The following is a 12261-nucleotide window of genomic DNA, read 5'->3' on the forward strand; positions in this document are numbered from 1 at the left end:
GGAGACCTGCCATGGTTTATCGAGTGCTACGCAGAACTACCCTGTTTACTACAATGCTTTGCTCGCTGCTCCTCGCCGCCCACGCGGCAGCTGAGCAGCTAACACGGATAGGTGACTACGAGATCCACTACAGTGCCGTGGCCACCAGTTTTCTTACCCCAGAAGTTGCCCAAGCGCACGGCATTCAGCGCAGTGCAGGCCGCGGACTGGTCAATGTGAGCGTACGCGAACGCCAAGAAGACGGCAGCACCCGCGCCGTTAACGCCAGCGTACAAGGCCATGTGACAGGCCTGACCGATGTCCAAGAGTCGCTAAGCTTTCGTACCGTGCACGATGGTGATGCCACTTATCACTTAGCCACCTTTGCCCTGCGCCACGACGAGCCCACGCGTTTTAACTTGGACGTTCGCTACGACCGCAATGCCAGCCCAGAGCGGGTCAGCTTTATTCAGCGTTTTTATATCGAGCGTTAACTCCTCATCGGTAGCGTCCGTGCTAATCGCACCGCTACCGGCGCTCCCGCATGCCAATCCAGCGTAATACCATAGGCCAGTACCTCAACGCCTGCGTTAACCGCATTCACTAATGCGGCGGCGTAGGCCGTGTCGATATGAGCCGCTGGGGCTACATCGTGAATGCCTTCATGGGCCACACAAAATAGCAGAACGGCCCTTTCACCCTGCTCGACAAGCGCGGTTAATGCATGCAAATGCTTGGTCCCCCTCACGCTGACTGAGTCAGGAAAATAACCATGACCATCAGCTTCTTTAAGGGTGACCTGCTTAACTTCAACATAGACTCCGCCCTTATCAGGATCACTCAGCCAAAAATCGAGCCTTGCATCACTGATTTTCACTTCCCGTTTGAGCGTTTGATAGCCTGCCAATGGCGCGATATCACCAGCCAAAATAGCCTCTTCCACGATACGGTTGGCTCGGCCAGTGTGGACAGAAGCCAATGCCTGGGAACCATCTGGCTGCGGCAACTCAATCCACTCCCAGGTCCAAGACAGCTTGCGCTTGGGATTATCACTCCGCGACAGCCACACTCGGCAACCGGGCACATTCACCGCTTTCATCGAACCGGTGTTGGGACAGTGGGCAACAACTTCCTCACCACTTTCCAATCGCACATCAGCCAAAAAGCGTTTATAGCGACGCAGCAGCACTCCAGACACCAACTCAGGATAGGTCGTCATAGTCGGCTCACGAAACGACCGATGCGCTCCACGGCCTCTTGTAACCGTTCAACGCTGTTAGTAAAGGCGATACGCACATGGTGCTCACCTCCCTCCACCGCAAAATCAATGCCCGGAGTGATTGCCACGTTCTCCTCAACCAGCAACCGCTCACAGAATGCCTGGCTATCTCGGCTGTAATGGGAAATATCCAACCACAGATAAAAAGCCCCTTGGGGTGGCAGATCCGGGGCAAGTCCCAACTGCGCTAACCCATCCAACAACACTTGACGTCGCTGCTTGAGCGTTGCTCTGCGCGCTTCCAGAATGTCTCGACACTCTGGAGTGAAGGCGGCCAGCGCCGCGTGTTGGGAAGGCGTCGGAGCAGCAAGAAAGACGTTTTGTGCCAGTCTGGTAAGCGGCTCGACAGCATGCTCAGGTGCGACCAACCAGCCCAGGCGCCAACCCGTCATACCGAAATATTTAGAGAAGCTGTTAACCACAAAGGCTTGGTCGGAAAGCGATGTCGCCGATAGCGGCGCATCGTCATAATTTAGGCCTTGGTAAATCTCATCAACAATCACCTCGCCGCCTTTCGCAGATACGGTATTGAATACCGCGGCTAGGGCCTCAGCGCTCAACGTATGCCCCGTAGGATTAGACGGGGAAGCCAGCATGGCTAAGCATGTATTGGCCTTCCAGTGCTGCTCAATCAACGACGCGGTTAACTGCCATCCGCTTTGGCGACCCACGGGAATGGTATCAATATCTGCGCCAGCTAAGGCCATAAAGTGACGATTGCACGGATAGTTGGGATCGGCCATCAAAACGCGGTCGCCTGTTTCGACCAGTAATTGGCTAGCCAGCAGCAGCGCCCCAGAGGCCCCAGGGGTTACCAGAATACGCGCGGGGTCCACCGTGGCATTAAAATGCTCGGCGTAATGTCCTGAAATTGCTTCCCGCAGCGACGCTAGGCCTGCCGCGGGTGTATAGCGCGTTTTTCCTGTCGCTAACGCTTGCTGGCCTGCCGCAACAATCGGTGCCGGCGTCGCAAAATCAGGCTCGCCAACCTCCAGATGAATTACATCGTGGCCTTCGGCCTCTCGAGCCTGGGCCATTTCCAATAAATGCATCACGCGAAAAGGCGCAACGTGATTAACACGTGAATTCCAGCCCATAACGGTACCTTCACTAAATGGTAGAAAAATCATGACACAGGTCGTTGAAGGGGCAAGACCATGGTCGAAAATGCACTATTATGCTTGCATCGCGCGCAATTTTCAGCTAAACAAGCATCCCTTTGGCGTGAGATCGTGACACACGCTCATGGTCGATCAGCAGTCACATACGTAAGGGGCACTCCCATGCCAGTAGCGGAAAAGAAACCGGAAGCGTCCAAGTCCTTCACCCCGTATGAGCCAGCACCGGGCGAAGAGTATATGAACGAGAAGCAGCTCGCGCACTTCCGCCAGCTCCTTCTAGACTGGAAACAAGATCTCATGGAAGAGGTGGATCGTACCGTACGCCACCTGCAGGAAGACGCTAATAACTACGCCGACCCCGCTGACCGCGCTACTCAAGAAGAGGGCTTCAGCCTGGAGCTGCGCACTCGGGACCGCGAGCGCAAGTTGCTGAAAAAGATCAACGAAACCATCGAAAAAATCGATGAAGACGACTACGGCTTTTGTGAAGCCTGTGGCGTTGAAATCGGCATTCGTCGTCTTGAAGCCCGCCCCACAGCGACGCTGTGCGTTGACTGTAAAACGCTGGCAGAGCTAAAAGAGAAACAGCTCGGTGGCTAACCATCGGCGCTAATACGCTACAAGCTGCTAGTTTGTTACAAGCTAAAGCGTCCAACGGGCACCCTTGAGGTGCCCGTTTTTGTTTGTCATCTTGTATTTATCGCTGTACTTATCATCGTAGTTAATCGCTGGCGCTATTTGAACAACCGATTCAGGCTGTCATGACCCATACCACGCACTACCGGGGACGTTTCGCTCCCACACCGTCAGGGCCACTTCATCTTGGCTCGCTAGTGGCCGCCCTAGGCAGCTATTTAGACGCCCGCGCTGTTGGCGGGCAGTGGCTGGTGCGCATTGAAGATATCGACCCACCCCGCTGCCCTGAAGGCGCTGCTGATACAATTCTGCGTCAGCTTGACGCCTTTGGGCTTCATTGGGATAAAGAAATCCGCTGGCAGCGTCACCGTAATGAGGCTTATCAGCAGGCGCTTGATCAACTGGCTGCCCAAGGCTTGGCTTACCCATGTAGCTGTTCGAGAAAGCAGTGGCAAGCGTTCTCAACCTACCCTGGCTGGTGCCGCGACAGCGTTCGTGATGCCACAAAGCCAGTTGCCTGGCGGCTGCGCAGCGACCTGGCAAAGCGCCCAATTACTTGGCAAGATCGGCTTTTTGGTTTCCAACAGTTCGACCCTGACGTTTTGGGTGATGTTGTGCTTAAACGAAAAGATCAGCTTTGGGCCTACCAGCTCGCCGTCGTAGTGGATGATGCTGACCAAGGCATTACCGATATTGTGCGCGGTTATGACCTGCTGGATAACACGCCTTGGCAAGGCCAGCTACAGGAAGCGCTTGGCTTATCAATCCCCAGTTACCTGCATTTACCACTCGTGGTTACTCAAGATGGTCAAAAGCTTTCTAAGCAAAACCTGGCCCCTGCATTAGCCAAAGATGCCGGCGACATTCGCCAACAGCTGTTTCAAGCACTGCAATTACTCGATCAAGCGCCACCTGACACACTGGCTCAAGAGCCGCCAGAAACGCAGCTACACTGGGCAATGGCACATTGGTCTGTTGAAAAGCTTGTCGCCACCGCCCACCGCCGCTATCAACCAGAGTCTTAATATGTACGTTTATCGCATACTGCTGTTCTTGGTCTTTGGCGGATATTTGCTTTCGCCGTTACTGATGGACGGCTGGGGAGATCCAAGCGTTGCCTGGTATCGCCCATTTGCTATTTGGGGCGGCCTGATCGCGCTAACGCTATGGCTTGAGCAAAAAAGGAAGTTAGATGAGCGTTGAGCTGTTGGGGGTAGTGCTGCTGGGCTTAGGGTATCTGGCCCTGCTGTTTGCCTGCGGCATGGCCGTTGAGCGTGGCTGGGTGCCCGTGCGCATAACGCGCCATCCTATCGTGTACACCCTGGCACTGGGCGTATACGCCAGCGCGTGGGCAATCTATGGCAGTGTTGAACTTGCGGCGAAAGCAGGCTTTGGCTACCTAGCGTATTACCTGGGTGCAGCCGGGGCATTTCTGTTGGCGCCCGTTTTGCTCGTGCCTATACAACGCATTACCCGAACTTATCAACTATCTTCACTCGCGGATCTATTTGCGTTTCGCTATCGATCTCGATGGGCAGGTACCCTGGTAACATTGATCAGCCTATTAGCTGTGATGCCACTGCTGGGTATCCAAGTACAAACCTTAAGCGATGCGGTATACCTGCTCACCGGCAGCCGCTACAGCGCAGCGGCTACCCTGCTGTTCTGCGGTGTAATCGCAGGCTGTGCGGTGTTGTTTGGCGCGCGCCACAGCCACCGACATCGTCACGACACACTACTTAGCGTGATTGCTTTTGAATCGATCATCAAACTGCTGGCGATGCTGGGGCTGGGTGCTATTGCACTGTGGTGGGTGTTTGATGGGCTTCACGGATTACAACAGTGGCTAGAAGGACCAGGAGCCGCAGCTCAAGCCGCAACGCCACAACTTGAAGCGCCCCAATGGCGCACGCTACTACTGCTGTTCTTTGCGGCCGCTTTCATGATGCCGCATCTATTTCAGATTACGTTTGCAGAAAGCCTTTCTCGCCACACCCTGCTTCAAGCCAGTTGGACATTACCGCTGTTTCTGCTGCTGATGGCGCTTCCAGTGCCTTTGATCTGGTGGGCTGCACAATCAGTAAACGAGACGGTTCCGGTTGCAGCCTACGCCGCCTTCTTGATGTCAGAACATTGGTGGGTAGGCGCGTTAGCCTTCATTGGCGGCCTTGCCGCCGCCAGCGGCACTATGATGATGATTGCGCTAGCTCTTTCGGGCATGGTGCTAAACCACGTGGTGCTAGTGGCTCGCCCCCCGGAGGCGCGTAGCGATTTATACGGCTGGCTACTATGGCTACGTCGCGGCTTAGTCGTCGCTGTGATTGCGGGCGGATGGCTATTTGCTGAAAGCGTTGGCCGTTACCACTCGCTGACAAACCTGGGGCTAGCTGCATTTGTAGGCATGGCGCAGTGCCTGCCGGGCATGCTGGCGTTGTTGTACTGGCCTGGCGCGAACCGCAAGGGCATGATCGCCGGGCTAATGGGCGGCATCATCATTTGGCTGTGGGGTTTATGGTTGCCACTTTTGTTCGAGCTACCCATGCTCTCGCTGCCCCTCACCCCTCTGATGTCTGCGGATGCGCCCATCTGGTATAACGTTACGCTTGTTTCTTTAGCGGTTAATATTTTACTGCTGATCATTGTGTCGTTATTTACCCGCATCTCAGAAGGTGAACGCTCTGCGGCCGAAGCGTGCTCTGTAGACGCAGTCATTCGCTCAAAACGCTTACCACTGGAAGCAGCCACGGCTGGAGACTTTCCTACTTACCTTGCCCAAGCGTTGGGTGATGAGGCTGCCAGCCGTGAAGTTGACCGCGCACTGACGGCGCTAAACCTAACACCCCAGGAGCGCCGCCCCTATGCACTGCGCCGCCTGCGCGACCGAATCCAGGCTAATTTATCTGGTTTAATGGGGCCTTCCGTCGCACGAGATATTGTTGATCGCTACTTACCTTATCGCCACGACGATGCGCCGGTCACTGACGATATTCATTTTGTCGAAAGTCGTCTTGAAGCCTATCGTTCGCGGCTCACTGGACTGGCTCGGGAGCTGGATGGCTTGCGCCGTCATCACCGGCAAACGCTGGCCTACTTGCCCGTCGGCTTGTGCGTGCTGGGCGACGATGATGAGCTGTTAATGTGGAATCAGGCGCTTTCAGTGCTCTCCGGGATTAGCGGCGATAGCGTGATTGGCTCACGCCGAGATAGCCTGCCCCCACCCTGGCCCAATCTGCTGGGTAGCGTACTCAATGCCAATCAAACACCGCTGTATAAACAAGCAGTATCGCTACATGGTAAGGATTACTTCCTCACCCTTCATAAAGCAGTGTTGAGCGGGCACGACAGCCGTGGCGGCAGCGTAATCCTGGTAGAAGACCATACTGAAATGAAGTGGCTAGAAGAGGAGCTTGTACACGCAGCTCGTTTGGCATCCATTGGGCAGCTTGCGGCGGGCGTGGCGCATGAAATCGGCAACCCCATCACAGGCATTTCGTCACTAGCACAAAACTTGCGCTACGATACCGATGACCCAGCGTTACTGGAAACGGCTGACCAAATTCAACAGTTAACCCAACGAGTCACCAAGATTGTTAACTCGCTGGTCGGGTTTGCCCACGGCGGCCGACAGACTCTGCCATTACCAGCGTCCCCCGCTTCGCTTTCCACCATTAGCGAAGACGCGCTGCACTTGATCCATTTAGCTCGCTCGGGGGAGGATGTAAGCTTTACCAATGAGTGTCCAGATGACATCGTGGTGCGTGGCGACGCTCAGCGATTAACCCAGGTCATGGTCAACTTACTGAGCAATGCCAAAGATGCCTGCGACGCTCAGGGCACGGTGCATATCGAAGCAGGCAAACAGGCAAGCCATGCTTGGTGGCGGGTTACCGATGATGGCCATGGCATTGATTCAAGCGTGAAGCATCGCCTTTTTGAGCCATTCACCACGACCAAGCCTGCGGGCCAGGGAACCGGGCTTGGGCTCTCGCTGGCCTACCAAATTATCAATGAGCACCAAGGCAAAATAGAGGTTGCGTCACCGCCTCCAGGAAAGCCTCGCGGCACTGCCATTACGCTTTGGCTACCGCTTTACCAACAGGATGATCACCTACCTCATGCCCAGGATACTGATTGTTGAAGATGAAGCGATTATTCGCAGCGCTTTAAAACGTTTACTCGAACGTCACAGCTATACCGTCAGCGAAGCTGGCAGCGCAGAAGAAGCACGTGAGCTGACCCCTAGCGAATTTGATCTAGTGATTAGCGATCTGCGACTCCCTGGTGATCCTGGCACCGCCCTAATTGAGGCCGCAGCACCCGCGCCAGTGCTGATCATGACCAGCTATGCCAGCATGCGCTCAGCCGTCGACGCGCTTAAGCAAGGAGCAGTGGACTATGTTGCTAAGCCATTTGATCATACCGAGCTTTTAGAAACCGTCGAACGCATCCTACACAAACAGTCGATGCAGCAAGGCACACCACCAGATATCACCGATGAAGGAGGTGGCCGCCAAACCATGATCGGCGATTGTACGGCTATGCAGCAGGTTTACACGCGCATTCGCAAGACAGCTCCGGCAGACGTTACCGTGCTGATTCAAGGAGAATCCGGCACAGGTAAAGAGCTCGTCGCCCGTGCCATTCATCAGCAAAGCAAGCGCGCAAAAGCATCATTGATTTGCGTGAACTGCGCGGCGATACCGGAAACGCTGATTGAGTCAGAGCTTTTCGGCCATGAAAAAGGCGCATTTACCGGCGCTAGCGCTGCCCGAACGGGGTTAGTCGAAGCCGCCGACGGTGGCACCCTGTTTCTAGATGAAATTGGTGAATTACCACTGGATGCCCAGGCACGGCTGTTACGTGTGCTGCAGGAAGGTGAAATCCGCAAAATTGGTTCCGTCGAAACACGTCATGTGGACGTGCGCCTGATCGCCGCCACCCATAGAGACTTACGCGCACTGTCAAAAAGCGGTGAGTTTAGACTAGATCTCTACTATCGCCTCAACGTTATGCAGATTGAGCTGCCACCGCTGCGCGACCGTGAAGAAGACGTACTGAAGATAGCCGATATCCTGTTAGATAAAGCCTGCAAGCGCCATGACCGACAAGGGCTTCGTTTGTCACGAGCCTCCCGCCAGGACCTGCGCGACTATCCCTGGCCAGGTAACGTACGAGAGCTTGAGAATGCGCTGGAAAGAGGCGTGATTCTCGCTGAAGGGCATTTGATTCACCCAGATGACCTAGGCCTTGGGCCTGTTACCAACCGACCTCACTCTTCTGCAGGTAACGGCTCCGCATTAGCAAATGAATCGTCAGCGCCAAGCGGTGACGACGACGACCTTTCCCTTGAGGACTATTTTCAGCATTTTGTGCTGGAACATCAGGATCAAATGAGTGAAACCGAGTTAGCCCAAAAACTGGGGATCAGCCGTAAAAATTTATGGGAGCGACGCCAGCGTCTGGGAATTCCACGTAAAAAAACCGCGCGTCGCCCCAATTAGGCGGTGGCACGACTTAAATAAGCCACTCGTCACCCCGCCCCTACGACTAACGTCCAATAGATTGATTTGCATAAGAAATATTCTAAATCCTATCGCCAGACACTGTTACCTTCCCACACAACACACACACAAAATCCGTTAAAAATGGGTAACACTATTCGATGAGATTAGTTCCCTGGCATAGCCAATAAATTCCAAGCCCATGAAAATAAAAGAATAAAAAAAGGATGGCACAGCAAGTGCAGTATTACTGGGCAAGAAGAACAAAATGGGCAGCGCGGACGTCGCTAACAAAAACAAAATGACACCGCCCCAACCTGAGCCACAACAAAAACAACAGGGCCAGGCAGAGATCATAGTACTAACAAGAACAACAGGCTTGAGTCTCACTACTTGCTAGCGCTAAGCAGAATAGGCGCAGCGAACAATAACAACAGCCAGCAAGTGCCCAAAAAAGGACGCGACGTACACAAAGAATCTGCTTCCAAATAAAAATAATAGCAGCATGTGTGTACACCCCGGATCCAACAACAACTCGCCGGGAGAAAAAGTTCGCGGTTGGATTATTGTTTTGAATACGAGGCGGTCGGAATCAGACTGGTTCTTACGCCTACCGACTGCGGTGCGTATTCAGGGCGATGTGCCATCATGAAGAAAAACAGCAGCATGGACGCTGATTGTCTGCTTTATAGGGGAGGCTCTTGTAGCCTCCCCTTTCCGCGTTTGAAGCAGTCGTCTTTTACAAACCCTGCTCGAGTGCTTTGCAAGCCTCAAGGGGTCGGCTACACTCAGCAACTTACCGCTAACCATGCGGTCATTTTTTCGCTACGTTTCTCGATACCGTTTATCGATACCGTTTTCGATACCCTGCGAGTCGATATCGCCGCATGTTTAAAGGATTTACCCGTTTATTACATAGCCCGGGAGAGCACTTGAAATCCCTGCTCGATTCCCCAGAGAGCGCCGCTGATGCGCTCAGTCCCCGTATTATTCCGCGCTCCGAGCACCCTGTTTCTCGTCAGCAAATCAGCGAGGCCGCGTTAAAGGTGCTCTATCGCCTCAATGGCGCTGGATTTGATGCCTATCTAGTCGGCGGCTGCATTCGTGATGCACTGCTGGGCAAAATGCCGAAAGATTTCGACGTTGCCACAAATGCAACGCCGGAACAGGTGCGGGATCTGTTTCGTAATTCGCGGCTGATTGGTCGGCGCTTTCGCATCGTGCATGTGCGCTTTGGCCGCGAAGTCATTGAAGTCACCACTTTCCGTGGCAAGCCTCAGGACGAGCACGGCGATCATATCGCCCAGCAATCTGACGATGGTCTGCTATTGCGAGACAATGTGTGGGGCAATATCGAAGAAGACGCCCTACGCCGCGACTTCACCGTGAATGCGCTTTACTACAATATCGCTGACTTCACGATTCATGACTTCGCTAATGGCGCGCGTGATATTGAATCGCGTACGCTGCGGCTAATTGGCGACCCGGTTACCCGCTATCGGGAAGACCCGGTGCGCATGCTGCGTGCAGTGCGCTTTGCGGCCAAGCTTGACTTTACCATCGAGCCAGCCACCGAAGAGCCGATGTACGATCTAGCGCCGCTGTTACTGCAAATCCCTCCCGCCCGTTTGTTTGATGAAGTGCTCAAGCTATTCATGTCGGGGCACGGCTTAATTACTTTCCGCTTGCTGAGTCATTACAACTTGTTTGGCATGCTGTTCCCCGAAGCGGAAGAAGCCATGGCGGATGCCGCTTGGGCCGAAGACCTGATCGAACAAGCGCTCACTAATACCGACAAGCGCATTGCGGAAGGTCGGCCAGTGACGCCAGCCTTCCTGCTAGCCGCCTTTTTGTGGGCACCAGTGGCGCACCGTCAAGCAGAGCTTGAGCGAGAAGGCATGCCCGCAATTCCGGCGCTACAAACTGCCGCACAACAGGTAGTCACACGTCAGTTACAGCATATTTCGATTCCCAAGCGCTTTGGCATGCCAATGCGCGATATTTGGGAGCTACAGGCTCGCCTTCCTCTACGCCGTGGCAAACGGGCATTTCAAACCCGCGAGCATCCACGTTTCCGAGCCGCCTACGATTTGCTGCTGTTACGTGAACAAGCAGGTGAAATTCCACGCGGCTTAGGCGATTGGTGGAATGCCTTTCAGCAAGGTGATGAGCACGAACAACTTCGGCTCCTACAAAAAGTGGGAAGTGATCCTGCAAGTCAGGGTGATCGTCGCCGTAAAAAACGCCGCAAACCGCGTAAAACAGAGCAGTGAGAATGCAATGTCACTTGCTTACATTGGCCTAGGTAGTAATCTAGATGATCCGGAAGGTCACGTTCGTCAAGCCTTACGAGAGCTTGACGGACTGCCTCTTTGTCAGCTTGTGGCTCACTCGTCTCTATACGCAACACGTCCAATAGGGCCTCAAGATCAGCCCGATTTTATTAATGCCGTGGCAGCCCTCGAAACCAAGCTTTCACCGCTTGCACTACTGGACCAGCTTCAAGGGCTAGAACAACGCCACCGTCGCCAGCGATTACGTCACTGGGGGCCGCGCACGCTGGATTTAGATCTACTGCTGTACAATCAAGACACGATCATGCGCCCTAGGCTTCGGGTTCCTCATCCCCATATGCATGAACGCGCCTTTGTACTAGCGCCTCTTGAAGAACTGGTGTCGGCTGCTCAACTTGAGCCAATAGTGCTTTACCAACAGTCGCTTGCTGAGTGGCTGAAGCACCTTGAGCAAAACGGTATACAACGGCTGAGCGATCCAGGTGTCACCACGACTGCTACCGTCTGACACAAATCTCGACACCAAGCCCCCATTCAGGTAACAATTGCCAGTTACGCCACTTCACGCTTGCAAGGATGCAACGTTAATAATGGTCGGCTGCCCACGTCGCATCGGCCCACTTAGAAACTACGAGAGCACGCCATGAAAACCGTCACCCTGAGCACTCTGCAGGCGTATAAGCGCGCCGGCGAAACGTTCAGCTGCCTGACCGCTTACGATGCCTCTTTTGCCCATGCCGCCAGCGCCGCAGGAATCGATGTTCTGTTAGTCGGCGATTCTCTAGGCATGGTCTTACAAGGGCACAGTAGTACGCTTCCTGTGACCATTGAGGATATTTGCTACCACACTCGCTGCGCTGCGCGTGGTAAAGGCCATAGCCTGCTAATGGTGGACTTGCCGTTTATGAGCAACGCCACTACGGAACGCCTGCTAGAAGATTCTGCCGCATTAATGCGTGCTGGCGCTGAACTGGTAAAAGTCGAAGGCGAAGCATGGATGGCCGACGGTATCCGTGAGATGACCCGCCGTGGTGTTCCGGTATGCGCCCACCTGGGGCTAACCCCGCAAACTGTCTACCAGTTAGGTGGTTATAAAGTACAGGGCCGCGAAGCTGCCCAGGCCGAACAAATTATCAATGATGCCAAAGTGCTCGTTGAGGCAGGTGCTTCCGTAATTCTGCTGGAATGTGTGCCAGCAAGCCTTGGCAAAGCGGTAACTGATGCTCTGGACGTACCGGTGATTGGCATCGGCGCTGGCCCCGACACCGATGGTCAAATTCTAGTGATGCACGACGTACTCGGCGTCACTCATGGCCGTACACCGCGCTTCGTCAAAAATTTCATGGCCGACGCTGATAGCATTCAAAGCGCGTTTGAACACTACCATGAAGCGGTTAAAACCCGCACTTTCCCAGCCGCTGAACATTGTTTTTAAGCGCCACCTGGAACGA

11 protein-coding genes are annotated in these 12261 nt (G+C 54.2%); 9 read left to right on the top strand and 2 right to left on the bottom strand.

All coding sequences use genetic code 11. From position 1 onward, the window contains the following. Positions 1-11 precede the first annotated feature (11 nt). Positions 12-473 (top strand): DUF4426 domain-containing protein, encoded by a 462-nt coding sequence (locus tag L1X57_RS03815; protein ID WP_009723717.1) that lies wholly within the window; start codon positions 12-14, stop codon positions 471-473. Here L1X57_RS03815 and sfsA read toward each other — a convergent pair. Further along, positions 470-1198 (bottom strand): DNA/RNA nuclease SfsA, encoded by a 729-nt coding sequence (gene sfsA / locus L1X57_RS03820; protein WP_009723718.1) that lies wholly within the window; start codon positions 1196-1198, stop codon positions 470-472. The two genes, L1X57_RS03815 and sfsA, sit on opposite strands and share 4 nt — an antisense overlap. Continuing rightward, on the bottom strand, positions 1195-2355 hold the full coding sequence (locus tag L1X57_RS03825) for an aminotransferase class I/II-fold pyridoxal phosphate-dependent enzyme (RefSeq protein WP_039869350.1): 1161 nt from the start codon (positions 2353-2355) through the stop codon (positions 1195-1197). The genes sfsA and L1X57_RS03825 overlap by 4 nt, the downstream gene beginning before the upstream one ends. 186 nt (positions 2356-2541) lie before the next feature. Here L1X57_RS03825 and dksA point away from each other — a divergent pair, with 186 nt between their 5' ends. The 8 genes from dksA (at position 2542) to panB (ending at position 12245) form a co-directional block, all read left to right on the top strand. Beyond that, positions 2542-2979 carry an RNA polymerase-binding protein DksA gene (dksA, locus tag L1X57_RS03830; protein WP_009723720.1) on the top strand — a complete coding sequence of 146 codons (438 nt, stop codon included), beginning with the start codon at positions 2542-2544 and terminating at the stop codon, positions 2977-2979. A 161-nt stretch (positions 2980-3140) separates the two neighbouring features. Next, a complete protein-coding gene (gene gluQRS, locus L1X57_RS03835) occupies positions 3141-4040 on the top strand; it encodes a tRNA glutamyl-Q(34) synthetase GluQRS (RefSeq protein WP_009723721.1) in 900 nt (299 codons plus the stop codon). A gap of 1 nt (position 4041) precedes the next feature. After that, positions 4042-4218 (top strand): hypothetical protein, encoded by a 177-nt coding sequence (locus tag L1X57_RS03840; protein ID WP_009723722.1) that lies wholly within the window; start codon positions 4042-4044, stop codon positions 4216-4218. Beyond that, complete coding sequence (locus L1X57_RS03845) at positions 4208-7153, top strand: ATP-binding protein (protein WP_234667934.1); 2946 nt, start codon at positions 4208-4210, stop codon at positions 7151-7153. Before L1X57_RS03840 ends, L1X57_RS03845 begins: the two co-directional genes overlap by 11 nt. Then, a complete protein-coding gene (locus L1X57_RS03850; protein WP_009723725.1) occupies positions 7131-8516 on the top strand; it encodes a sigma-54-dependent transcriptional regulator in 1386 nt (461 codons plus the stop codon). The genes L1X57_RS03845 and L1X57_RS03850 overlap by 23 nt, the downstream gene beginning before the upstream one ends. 887 nt (positions 8517-9403) lie before the next feature. Beyond that, a complete protein-coding gene (pcnB, locus tag L1X57_RS03855; RefSeq protein ID WP_009723726.1) occupies positions 9404-10789 on the top strand; it encodes a polynucleotide adenylyltransferase PcnB in 1386 nt (461 codons plus the stop codon). 7 nt (positions 10790-10796) lie between these two features. After that, positions 10797-11318, top strand: a complete 522-nt coding sequence (gene folK, locus L1X57_RS03860) for a 2-amino-4-hydroxy-6-hydroxymethyldihydropteridine diphosphokinase (protein ID WP_009723727.1) — start codon at positions 10797-10799, stop codon at positions 11316-11318. 135 nt (positions 11319-11453) lie between these two features. Beyond that, positions 11454-12245, top strand: coding sequence for a 3-methyl-2-oxobutanoate hydroxymethyltransferase (panB, locus tag L1X57_RS03865; protein ID WP_009723728.1), 792 nt, complete (start codon positions 11454-11456; stop codon positions 12243-12245). Positions 12246-12261: the final 16 nt, after the last annotated feature.

The organism is Halomonas sp. TD01 (assembly GCF_923868895.1).
GTDB lineage: Bacteria > Pseudomonadota > Gammaproteobacteria > Pseudomonadales > Halomonadaceae > Vreelandella.